This window comes from Pseudonocardia sp. P-1, from assembly GCF_058111925.1.
Genome location: NZ_CM176614.1, coordinates 1893447 through 1911195, shown reverse-complemented (window position 1 = coordinate 1911195; position 17749 = coordinate 1893447). Strand labels below are relative to the sequence as shown.

Here is a 17749-nt window from a genome sequence, read left to right as displayed (position 1 = left end):
TGTTCGCGACCGGATCCGGAGATTCTCGTGGCCGACACCGCCGCCCGCATGCTCGCGCTGCTCGGGCTGCTGCAGAGCCGTCCGGAGTGGACCGCACCCGAACTGGCGGAGCGGCTGGGCGTCAGCACCCGCACCATCCGCAACGACGTCGCCCGGCTCCGCGGACTCGACTACCCGGTGCACGCCGTCCGGGGCGGCGCCGGGCACTACCGGCTCGGGCCCGGCGCGCGGCTGCCCCCGCTGCAGCTCGACGACGCCGAGGCCGTCGCCGTGGCGATCGGGCTGCGCACCGTGAGCGCGCACGGCGGGCGGCTGGGGGACAGCGGCGACCGCGTCCTGGCCAAGCTCGACCAGGTGCTCCCGGACCGGCTGCGCCGCCGCGTCGCCGCCATCCACGACGGCACCGTCGCGGGGCCGCGCAACACCGACACCGTCGACCCGGATCCGGAGGTCGACCCGGCGGTGCTCACCGAGCTCGCCACCGCGATCCGCGACCACACCTGCGTGCGGCTCGACCTGCCCGGGCAGGAGTGGCCGGTCACGGTCGAGCCGTACCGGATGGTCTCCTGGCAGGGCCGCTGGTACCTGGTCGGACGGCTCGACGGCGGGTGGCGGACGTGGCGGGTCGACCTGGTCCGCCCGCGTACGGCGACCGGCCGCCGGTTCGTCCCGGACCCGCTGCCCGGCGGGGACTACCCGGCCCTGGTCCTGCGGGAGGCCGCGTCGACCGGGTGGCAGGTGCACGTCCGCATCACCGTCGACGCACCGGCGGCGACGGTGCTCGCCCGGATCAACCCGGCCGTCGGCGCGGTCGAGGGGGTCGACGACACGCACTGCGTCCTCGTGACCGGGGCGGACAGCATCGAGACCGTCGCGGTGTACATCGGGCTGCTCGACCTGGACTTCCACGTCACCGAGCCACCGGAACTGGTGGCGCGGCTGCGCGCACTGGCCGACCGCTACACCCGGGCGACCACGGTCCCCTGAGTACGCACGAGGGCCCCGCACGACACTGTGCGAGGCCCTCGGCAGGGGAGAACGACGGTCAGGACGCCATGTCCAGCCCGCCGTTCACGCTGATGACCGAGCCGGTCACGTAGCCGGCGCGGTCGTCGACGAGGAACTGCACGGCGCGGGCGATCTCGTCGGCCTGGCCGAGGCGGCCGACCGGGATCTTCGAGACGATCTTCTCGAGCGCCTTCTCCGGCACGGCGGCGACCATCTCGGTCTCGATGAAGCCCGGCGCGACGCAGTTGACGGTGACGCCCTTGCGGGCGACCTCCTGGGCCAGCGACTTCGAGAAGCCGATCAGGCCGGCCTTCGACGAGGCGTAGTTGGCCTGGCCCATCGCGCCGGTCTGGCCGATCACCGAGGAGATGTTCACGATCCGGCCGAACTCGTTGCCGGTCATGTGCTCCAGCACGGCCTTGGTCATGTAGAACGCGCCGGACAGGTTGATCCGCAGCACGGCGTGCCAGTCGTCGACGGTCAGCTTGCGGACGGTCTTGTCGACGGTGATGCCGGCGTTGTTGATCAGGTAGTCGACGCGGCCCCGCTGCTCCAGGACCTCGGTGACGACCCGCTGGCAGTCCTCGGGCGAGCCGACGTTGCCCTGGTGCACCGAGATCGACGCGCCCTCGGCCTCCAGCTTGCCCTTCAGCTCGTCGGCGGCCTTGGAGTTCGACGAGTACCCCGCGGCGACGTGCACCCCGGTGCGGGCCAGCGCGGTGGTGATCGCGGCGCCGATCCCGCGCGCACCCCCGGTCACGATGGCGACGCGCTGCTCCGGGTGGGTATCGGTGATCGCGGTCATGCGTTTCCTCCAAAGGTGTCGAGAGTGCGCTTCATGCCCCGCTGGACCGCGTCGGCCAGGTACGGCCGGAGCTGGTCGGGGGAGACGATCCGGTGCACCGAGCCGACGGACTGCGCCCGCTCGATGGAGTGCTTGGTGTCGAACTCGTCCGCGACCTGGCCGAGCTTCTCGGAGCGGACGTCCGGGCGGAGGGTGGCGAGGTCGCCGCGCAGCCGTGCCGCCGTCGCCTCGTCCCCGTCGGTGACGGCCTGCTTGATCCGGGTCTCCAGGTCGGTGACCCGCTCGTCCTTGGCGGTGCGGTCGTTGACCTCGCCGGCGAACACGACGGCCGCGGCGGGCGCCCCGCCGAGCACGGAGGCGTAGGAGCCGGTGATCGCGGCGACCTCCATGTTGTCGTTCAGCGTTCCGGAGAACACCACGAACGCGCCGCCGTGGTAGCGGGAGACCACGCAGAACACGATCGGGCCGTCGAAGTTGACGATGGCCCGGCCGATCTCGGCGCCGTTCTCCAGCTGCAGGCCGCGCAGCGACTCCGGCGAGCCGTCGAACCCGGACAGGTTCGCCAGCACGACCAGCGGCCGGTTGCCGGACGCGGCGTTGATGGCCCGCGCGCACTTGCGCGACGAGCGCGGGAACAGCGTCCCGGCGGTGAACTGCGACGGCCCGTCGACCGGGCGCGGCCCGCGCCGCGGCAGCGGCCGCGACTCGATGCCGATCATCGCGATCGGCTGGCCGCCGAGGTGGGCGTCGAGCGCGACGACCGAGTCGGCGTCGTGCATGTCGGCCCACCGCTCCGACGTCGGGTGGTCGGCGTCGGCGACGCCGCGCAGCACCGAGCGGATGTCGAACGGCTTCTTCCGCTCCCGGTTGGTCTCCGGCGCCCAGATCTCGCCGAGCGTGGTGAAGTCGCAGTTCGGCCCGGAGTGCGGCGCCGTGGTGACGTCGCGGGAGACCGGGTCGGTGGTCGGCGCGGGTCGCGGGAACCGCTCGCCCGGCTGGGTCCAGGTGTGGGCGTAGTGCGCCAGCAGCACGCCCACGGCGCCGCCCAGGTCCGGCGCCCAGTACTGCGCCTGCCCGTTCGGGCCCATGATCCGGTCGTAGCCGCCGATGCCGAAGTTGTCCTCGGCCGAGACACCGCCGGAGAAGTCCAGCGAGTGCTTGCCGGTCAGCACCATGGCCGAGTCCGGCGTCATCACCAGGATGCCCTTGGTGTGCATGAGCATCGTCGCCTCGGCGTTCCAGTAGGGCTGGGCGCCGACGTTGATGCCGGTGACGACGACGTTGAGCTCCCCGCCGTCCTGGGTGAACTCGATGATCCCGCGCAGCACCCGGGAGATCCAGTCCATGTTCTCGGTGCCGGAGTCCATCGCGATCTTCGCGCCGGCCGAGACGGCGAACCACTCGATCGGCACGTCCAGCTCACGGGCCAGGTGGATCGCGGCCATCACGCGGCGGCACTCCGGCTCGGCGATCGCGCCGAGGGCCCGGGTCGGGTCGCCGAGCAGCACGACCCGCTTCATCCCGTCCGGGTAGCGCCGGGTCGGCACCGAGACGACGCCGAGCACCAGGTTGGCGCTGTTGCCGCCGGGGGCGCGGTCGACCGGCACCGGCAGCGCCGGGTCGGCCGGGTCGACGAGGTCGTACTCCTGCCAGGTGCCCGGGCCGGCGTCGACCGGGGCGGTGAGCAGCGGGACGATCTCGTAGGGGTAGACGGCGCCGCGGCGACGGGCCTTGAGCACCTTCTGGTCGTAGGCGTCGAGCTCGCGCATCGGCTCGGTCGGGGGCTGGTCGAGCTTGACCGTGAGCCCCGCGCCGGGCGGGCGCGACATGCGCAGCAGCATCGAGCGCGGACCGCCCTGGCCGCCGGTGACCTGCGGGTCGGCGGTGCGGAACTCGACGAGGACCTGCTCCAGACCGAGGTTGGCCGTGCGCGGCGCGAGCCGGCGGACCACCGAGTCCAGCTCGGCGAGCGGGACGTCGACCTCCGGCCACACGTAGAGCGCGATCCGGTTCCACGACATCCGGGCGAGGGTGCGGTCCCCGGCGCGTGCGGCACGCAGCGAGTTGATGCAGGCGTCGAGCGCGCGCTCGAACTGCGGCAGCGAGCGGACCTTCCCGGTCTCCTCGTCGCGCAGCACGGTCAGCTCGCGGACATCGGCCATCGCGACCAGCCGGTCGTCGGCGGTGACCTCGCGGCCGGTGGCCCGGAACAGGTGCACGTCGGTGGCGGCGGGCAGTCGGTGCAGCTCGAAGTTGCGGAAACGCCACAGCCGCAGCCGGTCCGCGACCAGCGGGTGCATGCCCCGCAGCGTGCGGTCCTCGACCAGCTCGCCGGTCTCGTCGGGCCGGAAGGTGAACCAGGTCGGCGGCTCGGCCTCCTCGCTCGCCGTCCCCGCGGCGCGCGGGTTCGGGCGGACGGCGACGGCGACCCGGTGCAGGTGCGCGGGCACCTTCCCCAGTGCGGCGCGGACGCGCTCGGCGCGGGCGTCGGGGTCACCGCCGTCGTCGGCCTTGGTCGAGGTGACGTAGAGGTCGACGAGCGCGGTGCGGTCCCCGTCGAGCTCGCCGACGCGGCGGCGCAGCTCGTCGGACACGGCCTGCGCGGCGGCCGGGTCGTTGTTGTCGATCACCGAGGCGAAGACCGTGCGGTCCCGGCCCAGGTGCTGGTAGCGGGCGGTCAGCAGCGGCTTGCCCGCGTGCTCGACGAGCTCCAGGTCGCGCAGCACCCGCACCCGGTAGTAGCGCCGGGTCATGACCTCGAGCAGCACGGCGTCGTGCCGCTCCCCGAACACGCCCAGGATCGGCTCCGAGGACCCGACGAGGGTGTCGATCCGGCGGGCCCGGTCCGCGGTCTCCGGGTCCGAGGCGAGCACGTCCAGGCTCTCCCGGACCTCGGCCAGCGCCCGGTCCCGCTCGGCGGCGACGACCGGGGCGTCGAACGCCCGGTAGCGGGCCAGCCGCGCGGTGTCCCCGACGACGGGGTGCCGCAGCTGGGTGGCGACGACGACCTCGTCGAGGGTGCGCAGGTAGTCCTCGCGCGCCGCGGGGGAGAGGTTCGCGACCGACTCCGGGTGGCGCAGCCGCCAGTTCAGCAGGTCCAGCACGACCGGCACCTGCTGCGGCGCGCGGCGGTGGGCCAGGAACATGCGGTACAGCGCCGGGCCCAGGTCGTCGGCACGGCCGGTCCCGCCGTCGATCTCGGTGACGCCGTAGTGGGCCAGCGCCCGGCGCAGCTTGGCCTGGAACGACTCGGGCAGGCCCTCGTCGTCGGCGTCGCGGGAGCGCAGGTAGGCGTAGAGGTACTCCTGCGGGTTGCGCTCGGTCTCGCCGGTCTCGTCGTCGGTCTCGGACCGGTTGCGCGAGAGCTGGCACAGGTCGGCGAAGATCTGCAGGACGGCGGTCTCCCCGGCCAGCACGGCCGGGTCGTCGGCGGCCAGCTGGTCGCGGGCGGCGGTGAGGCGGCGCAGCTGCGGGCGGGCCTGGCGCTCGTCGACGTCGAAGCCCAGCACCTGGAAGCGCAGCGCGGACAGCGCGTCGGCCGCGGTCGCGGCGGCGTCGGTGTCGGCGCCGGCCGCGGCGAACGCGGACAGGTCGGCGCGCTCCCCGCTGGGGCCTGCTGCGTCCGCGTCGGCCGACGGCTCCAGCCGCACGAGCTTGGTGCCGCCGTCGACCTGGGTGTTGGCCGGGACGAGGATCTCGGCGACGGTGCCGTCGAACGGCGCCCGCAGCGAGGTCTCCAGCTTCATCGACTCGACGATGGCGAGGGTGTCGCCCTCGGACACGGTCTGGCCCGCGGTGACCGGCAGCGCGACGACCATCGCCGGGGCGGGGGCGCGGACGATGCCGGCCTCGCCGCCGGAGATGCGGTGCACGGCGCCGTCGACCTCGACGAGGTAGTCCGCCTCCTGCGCGACCGACAGCACGGTCCAGGACAGGTCGCCGACGGTGAGCCGGCGCTCGTAGGCGCCGTTGCGCTCGACGTCGACGTCGACCGACACGCCGTCCAGCTCGACGGTGTAGCGGCCGGCGCGGGTGCGGGCGACCGTCAGCTTGTAGGACTGCCCGGCGACGGTGACGTCGGTCTGGTGCCAGGTCTCGTAGCCCACCTCGGGCCGGCCGGCCTCGGCGGAGCGGAACAGCCGCTCCTGCTGGCGGGCGACGTGGCCGTCGTGGCTCTGCACGGCGGTGGCGAGCAGCGCGACGTCGAGGCGGCGCGGCGGCGCGTAGCCGTCGGCCATCATCGTGTCGAGCCAGGTGGTCTGCAGCTCGCCCGAGCGGAACTCGTCGCGGTCGAGCAGGTCCAGCAGGAACGCCTTGTTCGTGGAGCCGCCGTCGATCACCGCGGAGGTCTGGCGCAGCGCACGGGACAGCCGCGCGCGGGCCTCGTCGCGGTCGCGGCCCCACGCGATCACCTTGGCGATCATGGAGTCGAACTGCGGCGGGATGACGTCACCCGCGGCGACGCCGGTGTCGACCCGGATGCCCGGACCGGACGGCAGCGCCAGGTGCTCGATGCGCCCCGGGGCGGGCGCGAACTCGCGCTCCGGGTCCTCGGCGGTCAGCCGGGCCTCGATCGCCCAGCCCTGGGCCGCCGGGACCCCGCGTGCGACCTCGGCGAGGGTGCCGCCCGCGGCGACGTGCAGCTGCAGCTTCACGATGTCGACGCCGGTGCACGCCTCGGTGACCGGGTGCTCGACCTGCAGCCGGGTGTTGACCTCGAGGAAGGAGAGGAGCTTCTCCTCGGGCTGGTAGAGGAACTCGACGGTGCCGGCGTTGACGTAGCCCGCGGCGCGGGCCAGCTCGGCGGCCGAGCTGCGCAGCAGCGCCTCCTGCTCCGCGTCGAGTGCGGTGGACGCCGACTCCTCGATGACCTTCTGGTTGCGCCGCTGCACCGAGCAGTCGCGTACCCCGAGGGTCCAGACGTCGCCGGTGGCGTCGGCGACGACCTGCACCTCGACGTGCCGTCCGCCCGACACCGCGCGCTCCAGGAACACGGTCGCGTCCCCGGCGGTCCTCGACGCCTCCGACGCGGCCCGCTCGAAGGCCTCGTCGAGCTGCTCGGGGCCCGGCACGTAGCGGATGCCGCGTCCCCCGCCGCCCGCGGTCGCCTTCACCATCAGCGGGTAGCCGACGGTCTCGGCGGCCTTGCGCGCCGTCTCGACGTCGGCCACCGGACCGCCGGACCACGGCGCCATCGGGACGCCGACCGACTCGGCCAGCTGCTTGGAGGCGATCTTGTCCCCGAGCCGGCGCATCACCTCGGCCGACGGGCCGACGAAGGTGATCCCCAGCCGCTCGCACAGCTCGGCGAAGTCGGCCTTCTCCGACACGAAGCCCCAGCCCGGCCAGACCGCGTCGGCGCGGGTGGCGCGCAGCGCGCGCTCCAGCTCGGCGTGGTCGAGGTAGGGGCTGGTGCCCATGTGGTCCGGGTCGTCCGGCCCGATCAGGACGGCCTCGTCGGCCTCACGGACGTACATCGCCCGCCGGTCGACGGCAGTGTGCAGCGCGATCGTGCGCAGGCGGCGGTCGGGCCCGTTCTGGGCGTTCCACTCACGGACGGCGTTGATCAGCCGCATGGCGGGTTCGCCGCGGTTGACGATGGCGATGCGCGAGAACATGGCTGGGCTTCACTGCTCCTACGGGTGCTGCGACGGGACGGCGGCGGTGTGCCGCATCGACATCGTCGTCGTGCGGTCGGCGGATCGGTGCGGACGGTGGCCCGGTCGGTGCCGGAATGCGGGCGGGCTCACCTCTCGGACAGGGATCTTCCCGCCCACTGTGGCCCGTGTCACCCGGTCGTGGCTACTCGCCGAAGGCGATGCGGACGTCGTCCGAGGTCGGTGCGACGGCCGGCTCGGCCAGTGCGGCGGCGGTCGGGTCCAGGTGGACCTCCGGTGCCATCACGGCCGGGTCGACCTCCAGCACCGCGTAGCCGCCCACCGCTCCGGCCCCGAAGCCGGGCGCGAAGACCCGGGTCCGGCCGGACACGACGCCGTCGGCCACGGAGTCGAACAGCGCGATCGGGATGGACGCCGCGGAGACGTTCCCCATCGACTCGATGTTGAAGTACAGCTGGTCGGCCGAGAGCCCCGCCTTGCCCGCCAGCTGCAGGATCATCGTCTTGTTGGCCTGGTGCGGGACGATCAGGTCGACGGCGTCGAGCATCGAGCCCTCGCCGTCGGGGCCGGCCTGCTCGGTGAGCTCGCCGATCATCTGCGACAGGTAGCGGGCGACGAGCGCCTTGACCTCGGGGCCGTAGACGGTGATGTCGTTGTCGAACTCGGGGTTCGGCCAGATGATCGAGTTCACCTGGGTGTCCGGGCCCGACGCGTAGGTCTGCAGCAGGTCGATGTCGCCGGGCTCGCCCTCGGCGGCCGGGGCGATCACCATCGCGGCCGCGCCGTCGCCGAAGATCATCCGCGAGGTGCGGACGTTGCCGATCTTGTCGGAGAACTTCTCGACGCAGACCAGCAGGACCGGCCGGTTCACCTCCTGCAGCTGGCGCACGGCCTCGGACAGGCCGTAGGGCAGCCCGGCGCAGGCGGCGATGATGTCGGCCGAGCAGTGCGTCTGGAGCAGCCCGAGCCGCCCGGACAGCCACGTCGACAGCGACGGGATGAGCCGCTCGCTGGTGCAGGTGGCGACGAGTACGGCGCCGATCTCGGAGCGGTCACGGCCGGAGTGCTCCAGCGCGCGTACCGCGGCGGCCCAGGCCAGGTCCTCGATGTCCAGCTCGGTGTAGCGGCGCTGGTCGATCCCGGTCTTGGCGGAGATCTCGTCGGCGCTCATCGGCGACCAGGAGAACGCGGAGTTGCGGACGACGTCGTCGTTGGAGCAGACGTGTTCGCCCCGGACGACGGCGAGCGCCTCGACCTTCGGCTGCACCGCGAACGCCTCACGGACCCGGATCGGCGGCAGTGGGGTGGCGGGCTCGACCGGGTCGGACTGGGTCGAGATCCGGCCCCGGCGCGCCGGACGGGTGCCGGTGGCGCGGTCCAGGAACTGCTCGACGTCGCGGTTGCGGGGGTGGAAGGCGATGACGTACTCGTCGTCGCCGATCTCGTCGGCGGTCCGCAGCTCGGTGGCGGCACGGTCCCAGGGGTACTGGTTGTGCAGCACCATGGCCCAGCGGGTCAGGGCCTCGAGCTCGGGACGCTCGGCGTGGGCGTCGAGGATCTCGGTGAAGGAGAAGACCGGGTAGTCCGGGTCGTGCTGCGGCACGACGAAGGTCTGCGCCCCCGGTGTGGTGAGGAACTGCTCGACGGTCGGCTTGACGGCCGGCAGCTCGGTCGCGTGGTGGCGACGGTTGCCGTAGACGTCGAAGAGGAGGTCGAAGATGCGGCGCTCGGTCGCCTCGTCCCAGGTGCTGGGGAGCGCGGCGAAGGCGTCGGCGACGGCCCGGACCTTCTTGTCACCGTCGCGCCACGGGGTGAGCAGCGGGAGGAAGACGTCGCTCCGGTGGCGGGGGAGGTCACGCCAGCGGGTCGGACGCTTCTCGAACATGGTGAGCGTGTACCGGTTGACCCAGAACAGGTTCTGGCTCATGTCGCGCAGCAGTGCGAAGCGGCTCTCGTAGGCGCCGCTGGTGACCCGCTCGAGGATGTCGGTGCCGGTGGGCGCCTTTGCCTCGAAATCGCGACCGACGATGGCGGTGAACTGCTCCATATCGTCGATGACGGAGAAGTCGAGTTCTCCGAGAAAATTGGCGGGAAAGACCAGTCGGTCGTGGTTGTTGACCACGAACGGTTTCATGTGACGACCTCCAGCAGCGGCGTCGACCGGCGGAATCGCCAGGCGGGACGCGGTGCGGCCTGGTCGATCGGATCGGTTGCGGTGCCTGCAACGCTATCGATGAACAGTCACGATCGGAATGTGATCCGGCCGCCGAGTGTGCGCTCTCACGGATGGTCGGTCAACTCGGACTGTTACCGGCGAGAATGTTACCGGTCGGTTCTACTCGTCGGTTCCCCGAAAGAATTCCGCAGATCCGCAGGTTGGCGGGCGGAGGTCGTCCACAATGGAATGATCACCGGGCGTGGCCGGTCGGTCCCGACGCGTGCACATGCAGGCGGGAGCGTGGTCGTCGGCGTCACAGTCCGGGCGGCGATCGTCACCCGCACCTGGTGGGGTCCACCATCGTCCGAACGGGGGAGGACGGTGTCGAGCCTCCGATGTGGACGATCCCGCACGGGGTCGCGACGGGCGGGCCGGACCGGCGGGCGGCATCCGGGAGGGAATGCGTCGGCGGAATGCGGTCGCCGTTTCCGGGTCACCGTTCCCGGGTGGTCCGGTGTTCAGCCGTGGGCGGTGGCCGGGGCCGGGGCCGCGACGGTCTCCGCCGCCGGTGCGGGCGTGAGCAGCACCAGCACCGTGGCGAGCAGCCCGGCGGCGCCCGCCGCGACGAAGGAGATCGTGTACGCCGTCGCCGAGGGGGGTCCGCCGTCGCCGAGCACGTACGTCGCCGTCACGGCCGCGACGACCGCGGTGCACGAGCTCGTGCCGAGCTGGCGGGCCAGGGTGTTGAGGCTGTTCGCCGCGGCGGTCTCCGACTCCGGCACCGCACGCATGATCGTCAGCGGGATCGCCGAGTAGGCGAGCGCGGCGCCGACCGCGGCCACGGTGGAGGCGGCCATCAGCAGCGGCACCGTCGAGGGCATCGCGGCGAAGGCGAGGTTGCCCGCCCCCAGCAGGAGCGTGCCGATCACCAGCGTGGTGCGCGGGCCGCGCAGCCGCGACAGCCGCGCCGAGGCCGAGGAGAACACCACCATCGACCCGCCCATCGGCAGCAGCACCAGCCCGGCGACGACGAGCGAGAGCCCGAACCCGTAGCCGGTCGTGACCGGCGCCTGGAGGATCTGGGTGGCGAGCACGAACCCGGCGAACATCGCGAAGCCCACCAGGACCGAGGCCAGGTTGGTGAGCAGCACCGCGGGCCGTGCCGAGACCCGCAGGTCCACCAGCGGTGCGGCGACGCGCAGCTCGTACCGGACGGTCACGGCCACCAGCACCACGGTGCCGGCGAACAGGCCGAGCACGGTCGGGGAGGCCCAGCCCCAGTCGTTGCCCTTGGAGATCGCCAGCAGCAGGCACACCAGGGCCCCGCCGACGCCGAGCGCCCCGGGCACGTCGAACCGGCCGCCGGTGCGCAGCCGCGACTCGGTCACCAGCCACCGGACCAGCAGGATCTGCACGACACCGAGCACCGCGGCCCCGGCGAACAGCCAGCGCCAGCTCGCGAACTGGGCGACGACGCCGGTGATCGGCAGCCCGATGGCCCCGCCGAAGCCGAGCGAGGACGACATCAGCCCGACCCCGGACCCGACCCGGTCGGCGGGCAGGACGTCGCGCATCAGGCTCATCCCGAGCGCGATCACCCCGAACGCGGCGCCCTGCAGCACCCGGGCGACGAGCAGCAGCCCGATCCCGGGCGCCAGCGCGCCGAGCAGCGACCCCACCCCGACCAGGCCGAGCGCGACGAGCAGCATCCGCCGCTTGCCGAACATGTCGCCGAGCCGCCCCAGCACCGGCGCCGACACCGCGCCGGCGACCAGGTTGGCGGTGATCAGCCACGACGCGGTCGACCCGCTGACGTCGAGCAGCTCCGGGAACCGCGGGAGCAGCGGGACGACCATGGTCTGGACCAGCGAGACGAGCAGCCCGCAGGAGGCCAGGACGGCGATCGCGACGCCGGGGCGTGGCGGCACCGGTGCGGATCCCTCGGGGTGGGTGCTCTCGGGCTGCTGGTGCGGACGGCGTGCCCGGAACACTCGACCTCCGTGGTGGGTGACAGATCGTGCCGGCGGACGACCCCGCTGAAGCGGGAGTCACCCATCAGATGAGCACGCCGGTCACCCGTCCGGCAAGCCGGGTCACCTCCCGCGTGCGGGGACCGGCTCGGGCGCCGGCGGGCCGTCGTAGACCGCGGAGGGCCGGATCAGGCGTCGCTGCGCGGCCTGCTCCAGCACGTGCGCGCACCAGCCGACGACCCGGCTGACCGCGAACGTCGGTGTGAACATGCTGCGGGGGATCCCGCAGCCCTCCATCACCACGCCCGCGTGGAACTCGACGTTCGCGAACAGTGGGTGGTCCGGGCGCAGCTCCGCGAGGGTGGCGGCCACCCGCCGTTCGACGTCGGCGGCCCGCGCGGGCAGCGGCCCGCCCAGCTCCGCGGCGACCTCGCGCAGCAGCGCCGAGCGCGGGTCCGGCCCGCGGTAGACGGCGTGGCCGAACCCCATGATCCGCATCCCCGCGGCGAGCCGGTCGGCCACCCAGCGCTCCGGCGAGCCGCCGGCGTCGCGGTCGATCGCGTCGAGGCTCTCCAGCGCCCGGTCGGGGGCGCCGCCGTGCAGCGGCCCGGCGAACGCCCCGAGCGCGGCGACCACGCAGGACGCGACGTCGGCGCCGGTGGAGGCGACCACCCGGGCGGTGAAGGTGGAGGCGTTGAAGCCGTGGTCCACCGTCGCGACGAGGTAGGCGTCGAGCGCGCGGACGTGCGCCGGCGCGGGCTCGGCCCCGTCCAGCATCCACAGCCAGTTCGCGGCGGAGGACAGGTCGGTGCGCGGCCCGACCGGGTCGAGGCCGTGCCGCAGCCGGTGCAGCGCGGCGAGGACGGTCGGTGTCGCGGCGCAGACGGTGGCGGCGTCGCGGGTGCCCGCCGCCGGGTCGTCCCAGAGCGGGCGCATCCCGTGCTGCGGGCCGAGCAGCGACAGCGCGGTGCGCAGCCCGGCGAGCAGGTCGGGCCCGCAGGCGTCGGCGATCGCGGGCAGCTGCGCGGCGACGGCGTCGGGCAGCGCCCGGCGCTCCGCGGTGGCGGCGGCGAACTCCGCGGCCTCGCCCGCGTCCGGGAGACGGCCGTGGACGAACAGGAACCACACGTCGTCGAAGGTGCGGGTGCGCGCGAGGTCGACCGCGGAGTACCGGCTGTAGTGGTAGAAGCCCTCGTCGCCGCGGACGTCCCCGATGCGCGTGCTGGTGACGGCGACGCCGCGCAGGCCCGGTGGGACCTGCCCGGCGGCGGCGCCGATGCTGTCGGTGCTGGTCATGACCGGACCGTCCGCTCGTCGGGAACCATTGTCAATATTGATCCAGTCAATGTTGATACGGTCCACGTCGTGGAGTACCTGACCGTCGCCGAGACCGCGGAACGCCTCGGGGTGAAGCGGGAGACCGTGTACGCCTACGCCAGCCGCGGGCTGCTGACCAGCGTGCGTGGCGCGCAGCGGCGGGGCAGCCGGTTCGCCCAGGACGAGGTGGAGGCCCTCGCCGCGCGCGGCCGCGAGTCGGGCGAGCCGTCCGGGACGGTCGAGCGCATCAGGACGCGGATCACACTCGTCGCCGACGGCGGGCCGTGGTTCCGCGGGCGGGCGGTGCCCGCGCTCGCGGGGTCGGAGGACCTCGAGCACGTCGCGGCGCTGCTGTGGGAGGTCCCCGGCCGGGTGCCGTTCGACGCCGACCCGGACCTGCTCGCCCCGGCGCGTGCCGTGCTCGCCGCCGCACCCGCCGGGGCCCGGGCGACCGACCGGTTCCGGCTCGCCGTCGCCGCGGTGGCCGCGGCCGACCCGCTGCGCGCCGACGCGCGGCCGGGAGCGGTGGTGGCGACGGCGTCGTCGCTGCTGGGGACGGTCGTGACCGCGCTCGCCGGGGACCCGGGAGCCGCGGGCGGGCCGGGTGTCTCGGGGGCCGGCCTGGCGGAGCGGCTGCTTCCGGCTCTGGTCCGTGACCCGGACCGGGCACCCGCGCCGGCAACGGCCGGACACGTCCGCGCCGCGCTGGTCCTGCTCGCCGACCACGGCCTGGCGTCGTCGACGGTCGCGGCCCGGGTCGCCGCGAGCACCCTGGCCGACGTGCACGCCGTCGTCTCGGCCGGGCTCGGCGCCCTCGACGGGCCCCGGCACGGACTGGTCAGCGGGCTCGCGCACCGCTTCCTCGCCGACGCCCTGGACGACCCGCCCGGCGCGCTCGCCCAGCGGCTGCGGGCCGGCGAGCGGGTCCCGGGCTTCGGCCACTCGGTCTACCGGGGCACCGACCCGCGGGCCACGGTGCTGCTCGACCGGCTGCGCGCCGACCCGGCCGCGGACGACGTCGTGGCCTGCGTCGACGCCGTCGTCGCGGGGATGGACCGCGGCGGCGACGGCCCCGCCGCGAACGTCGACCTCGCGCTCGCCGCGCTGATGCACGCCCACGACCTGCGCCCCGACGCCGGCGAGCTGCTGTTCGCCTGCGCCCGGACGGTCGGCTGGGTGGCGCACGCCCTGGAGGAGTACGCCGAACCCGGTCTGCGGTTCCGGCCGACCGGCGTCTACACCGGGCCGCGGCCCGGGTCGACCAGCGAGGCGAGCACCACGACGTTGTCGGTGTAGCTGCGCACACCCCGGTCGAACGTCCCACCGCAGGTGATCATCCGCAGGCCCGCGCCGGGCAGGTCGCCGTAGACGGCCGCGGTGGGGAAGCGGTCCTTGGCGTAGCGGCGCACCGCCTGGACCTCGAAGGTCGCGGTGGTGCCGTCGGCGCGGTCGACCGACACCAGGTCACCGGGGGCCAGTGCGTGCAGCCGGTGGAACGGGCCCGGCTCGTGGTCCCAGTCGACGTGCGCCGCGAGCACCGCCGGTCCCCGGGCGCCCGGGGCGGGGGCGCCGGTGTACCAGCCGGTGTCGGCGCCGTCGGGCGGCACCTCGAGGGTTCCGCGGCCGGTCAGGCCGAGCGGGACGAGCCCGCTGTCGAGCCCGATCGAGGGCGCCCGCACCCGCACCGGCTCCGACGGCGGCAGCGGGGCCGCCGCCGGACGGAGCGTGGTGGTGGGCAGCGGCGGCACCGCCCCGCCGACCGCCACCGGCGGCGCCCCGAGCGGGACGGCCAGCGCCAGCACGACGAGCACCCCCCACCACACCCGTCGCACGGCACGGGGCCCGAGCGGCCCCCGCGGACCTCGGACGCGCGCGGGGTCGGAGGACGCGTTCCCGATCGGGAGCGCGTTCTCCGGAGCGGCGCGCGTGCTGTGTTCCCTCGGGGCCGCCGGAGCGGGGGCGGGGGTCACGAGTGGCGGGTGGTCAGGGGGAGCGCGGCGCGGCCGGTGCGACGCCCGCTCCACACGACGACGCCCGCCCCGGTGGCGAGGACCGCGCCCGTCCCGAACAGCAGGAACACCGTGGGGTCGACCCCGGCGCCGCCGGAGCCGTCACCGGCCTCGACACCACCACCCGGGACCGCGCGGACCTGCCCGGTACCGGCGGCCGCGACGAGGTCCGAGCCCTCGCAGGCCCGGCCGTCGTCGTCGCGGTCCAGGTTGTTCGGGTCCGACGGGTCGGCGGCGAGCACGGCCTGGGCCTGTGCCCGGGAGAGATCGACGCAGTCCAGGTCGCTGCCGCGCCCGGCGGCGGGGGCCCCGGCCGCGGGGGTGGTCGCCTCCGGGGCCGCGGCGGTCTCCGCGGGCGCCGACTCCTCGGGACCGGTCGCGTCCGGGGCGGTGGCCTCGGGGTCCTCGTCGGCCGGCGTCGCGTCGTCCGCGGGCTCCTCGGCGGGCGGCTCCTCGGTGTCCTCCTGGGCCGGGGCCGTCACGACCGGGCCCGCGGTGGCGACGGCGGCCGGTGCCGTGACGGCGCCCGCCACCGTGGTGACGGCCGGTTCCGCGGCCGACGCCGCTCCGGCCAGCGGGACCCCGGCGAGAGCGGCGAGGGTGAGGGACGCGGCGACGGCGCCGGTGCGACGGACGAGCGAACGTGCGGTCATGATCCACTCCCTGTGACGAACGTGATCCTGGTGACCGGTGGGGCGAACGGGACGCCCTGTCCGATGGCGGAGAGTGAAGCGACACCCCGTCGACAGGGCCAGGGAAGTCGCCCGTACGGGGATCACCGGGGCGGGTGGCGTCGCCCGGAGTGACCGGCGCCTCGGCGTGCCGGGGCGCGCGGGACCCGGCACGACGTCCAGGATGGCGACCGTGACGACCACCCCCGAACCGCCCCGGCGCCGCCGCCGGTCCCTCGACGACGGTGTCTCCGACGCGTTCGTCGAGCTCTGGTCCCAGCGCCGCCCGTGCATCCTGGTGACCCCGCGCCGCGACGGGACCCCGCACGCGGTACCGGTGGGGGTGACCGTCGACGTGGCCGGGCGCACCGCCCGGGTGATCTGCGGCGGCGGGTCGCAGAAGGCGCGCAACGTCGCCGCGGCCGGGCCGGACGGGGCCCGGGTCAGCGTCACCGTCGTCGACGGGCGCACCTGGTCCACGCTGGAGGGCCGCGCCGTCGTGCGGGACGAGCCCGACGTCGTCGCCGACGCCGAGCGCCGCTACGCCGCCGAGTACAAGCAGCCCCGGGAGAACCCCGCGCGGGTGGTGCTGCAGATCGCGGTCGATCGGGTCCTCGGCAACGCCTGAGGGGATACTCGACGGTGTGGACCTGCCGGAGACGACCTTCCTCGGCCACAGCACCCTGCGGCTGCGGATCGGCGGGCGCACCGTCCTGACCGACCCGGTGCTGGGGCCCTCGGTCGGGCCGCTGCGCCGCACCGCGCCGGCCGTCGACCCGGAGGGGCCCGCCGGAGCCGACCTGGTCCTGATCTCCCACCTGCACGCCGACCACCTGCACCTCGCCTCGCTGCGCCGGCTGCCGCGCGCGGTGGAGGTCGTGGTGCCCGCGGGCGCCGGCGACTGGCTCCGCCGCCGCGGCGTCGCCCGGGTGTCCGAGCTCGCCGTGGGGCAGACCCGTGTCTTCGACGGGCTGCGCGTCACCGGCACACCGGCCGACCACTCCGGGCACCGGTGGGGGCCCCGGTTCACCCACGGCCCGCAGGCCGACGCGATGGGACACCTGCTGGAGGGCGACGGGCTGCGGGTCTACGTCGCCGGTGACACCGGCCTGTTCCCCGGGCTCGACGACGTCGCCGCCCAGGGCCCGATCGACCTCGCCGCGCTGCCGGTGTGGGGGTGGGGCCCGAACCTCGGCCCCGGCCACCTCGACCCGGCCGGTGCCGCCGAGGCCGTCCGTCGGCTCGCACCGGCCGTCGCGCTGCCGGTGCACTGGGGGACCCTCGCCGTCGCCGGGCTGTGCTCGGTCCCGGGGCGGACCGGGTCCCGGATGCGGGAGCTGCTCGTACGCCCGCCGCACGACTTCGCCGACGCCGTCGCCGCGGCCGGGCTGCCCACCCGCACCCTCGTGCTCCCGCCCGGCGCCGCCGTCGGAACGACGGCGTGAGCGCGCCGCACCTGCTGGCCGCGTCCGCGCAGGAGTGGTTGGACGCCGAGCTCAGCCCGGACGCCGGGCGGATCGCCTACCTCGTCGTCGCCGGGGGAGTGCTGCTCGGGTCGGTGCTGCCGGTCGTGCCGACCGGCGCGATCGTCGGCGCCGCCGCCGCGACGGCGATGACCAGCTCCGCGCTGTCGCTGCCGGTCGTGCTGCTGCTGTCCTTCGCCGCGGCCCTGCTCGGTGACGTGGTCACCTTCGCCGTCGCCCGGCTGGCCGGGGACCCGGTCCGTGCCGCGGTCGCGGGCGGGCGGCTCGGCGGCGAGCGCACCGCGGTCCGGATCGAACGGATGCGCGGCGCGTTCGCCGAGCGCGGCTGGCTGGTCGTGCTGGTCGGACGGGTCGCCCCGGCGGGCCGGGTGCCGACCCTGATCGCGGCTGCGGTCTCCGGGATGACCTGGGCGAAGCTGGTGCCGGCGGTCGCGGCGGGGGCGGTGCTGTGGACGCTGCTCTACGGCGTGCTCGGCGTGCTGACCGGCAACCTCACCGACTCCCCGCTGGTGGCCGCGCTGCTCGCGGTCGGGCTGGTGGCCGTCGTCGCGGCGGTCACCGCGCTGGCCGGGCGGGTGCGGCTACGGGCCCGGCACCCCACCGGCTGAGTACCGGCAGCCCCGCCGTCCCGGCACGCCCGTCCACCGTGCACACGGAACCGGCCGGGCGCGACGGGAGGGGGGTGTCGCGCCCGGCCGGAGCGGGTGCC

At 74.8% G+C, this 17749-nt stretch carries 12 protein-coding genes; 5 read left to right on the top strand and 7 right to left on the bottom strand.

Going from position 1 to position 17749, the window contains the following annotated elements; genetic code table 11:
- Positions 1-27: 27 nt before the first annotated feature.
- Complete coding sequence (locus AC0GKK_RS09100; protein WP_489883594.1) at positions 28-987, top strand: helix-turn-helix transcriptional regulator; 960 nt, start codon at positions 28-30, stop codon at positions 985-987.
- A gap of 58 nt (positions 988-1045) precedes the next feature.
- Here AC0GKK_RS09100 and AC0GKK_RS09095 read toward each other — a convergent pair whose 3' ends face one another.
- The 5 genes from AC0GKK_RS09095 to AC0GKK_RS09075 form a co-directional block, all read right to left on the bottom strand.
- Positions 1046-1813 carry a beta-ketoacyl-ACP reductase gene (locus AC0GKK_RS09095; protein ID WP_062400793.1) on the bottom strand — a complete coding sequence of 256 codons (768 nt, stop codon included), beginning with the start codon at positions 1811-1813 and terminating at the stop codon, positions 1046-1048.
- A complete protein-coding gene (locus tag AC0GKK_RS09090; RefSeq protein ID WP_489883593.1) occupies positions 1810-7431 on the bottom strand; it encodes an ATP-binding protein in 5622 nt (1873 codons plus the stop codon). The genes AC0GKK_RS09095 and AC0GKK_RS09090 overlap by 4 nt, the downstream gene beginning before the upstream one ends.
- A 184-nt stretch (positions 7432-7615) precedes the next feature.
- On the bottom strand, positions 7616-9565 hold the full coding sequence (locus tag AC0GKK_RS09085; RefSeq protein ID WP_161151215.1) for a 3-oxoacyl-ACP synthase III family protein: 1950 nt from the start codon (positions 9563-9565) through the stop codon (positions 7616-7618).
- A gap of 542 nt (positions 9566-10107) precedes the next feature.
- Positions 10108-11580 carry an MFS transporter gene (locus AC0GKK_RS09080; protein WP_337826473.1) on the bottom strand — a complete coding sequence of 491 codons (1473 nt, stop codon included), beginning with the start codon at positions 11578-11580 and terminating at the stop codon, positions 10108-10110.
- Positions 11581-11682: 102 nt separating this feature from the next.
- A complete protein-coding gene (locus AC0GKK_RS09075) occupies positions 11683-12855 on the bottom strand; it encodes a citrate/2-methylcitrate synthase (protein ID WP_337826472.1) in 1173 nt (390 codons plus the stop codon).
- 69 nt (positions 12856-12924) lie between these two features.
- Between AC0GKK_RS09075 and AC0GKK_RS09070 the strand changes: the two genes are divergently transcribed.
- The gene (locus AC0GKK_RS09070) at positions 12925-14172 is read left to right on the top strand and encodes a citrate synthase (RefSeq protein WP_337826471.1); all 1248 of its coding nucleotides are present in this window, start codon (positions 12925-12927) and stop codon (positions 14170-14172) included.
- Here AC0GKK_RS09070 and AC0GKK_RS09065 read toward each other — a convergent pair.
- Both AC0GKK_RS09065 and AC0GKK_RS09060 read right to left on the bottom strand, forming a co-directional pair.
- Positions 14112-14687: a class F sortase gene (locus AC0GKK_RS09065; RefSeq protein WP_337826470.1), complete on the bottom strand. Its 576-nt coding sequence runs from the start codon at positions 14685-14687 to the stop codon at positions 14112-14114. The genes AC0GKK_RS09070 and AC0GKK_RS09065 overlap by 61 nt on opposite strands.
- Positions 14688-14842: 155 nt before the next feature.
- Entirely contained in the window at positions 14843-15538 is a 696-nt protein-coding gene (locus AC0GKK_RS09060; RefSeq protein WP_350591750.1) for a hypothetical protein, read from the bottom strand.
- A gap of 211 nt (positions 15539-15749) precedes the next feature.
- Between AC0GKK_RS09060 and AC0GKK_RS09055 the strand changes: the two genes are divergently transcribed.
- The 3 genes from AC0GKK_RS09055 to AC0GKK_RS09045 are packed head-to-tail and all read left to right on the top strand — an operon-like array spanning position 15750 to position 17648.
- On the top strand, positions 15750-16184 hold the full coding sequence (locus tag AC0GKK_RS09055; RefSeq protein ID WP_304580113.1) for a pyridoxamine 5'-phosphate oxidase family protein: 435 nt from the start codon (positions 15750-15752) through the stop codon (positions 16182-16184).
- A 16-nt stretch (positions 16185-16200) separates the two neighbouring features.
- The gene (locus AC0GKK_RS09050; protein ID WP_337826468.1) at positions 16201-17001 is read left to right on the top strand and encodes an MBL fold metallo-hydrolase; all 801 of its coding nucleotides are present in this window, start codon (positions 16201-16203) and stop codon (positions 16999-17001) included.
- A complete protein-coding gene (locus tag AC0GKK_RS09045; protein WP_489883592.1) occupies positions 16998-17648 on the top strand; it encodes a DedA family protein in 651 nt (216 codons plus the stop codon). The genes AC0GKK_RS09050 and AC0GKK_RS09045 overlap by 4 nt, the downstream gene beginning before the upstream one ends.
- The last annotated feature ends 101 nt before the right edge of the window (positions 17649-17749 follow it).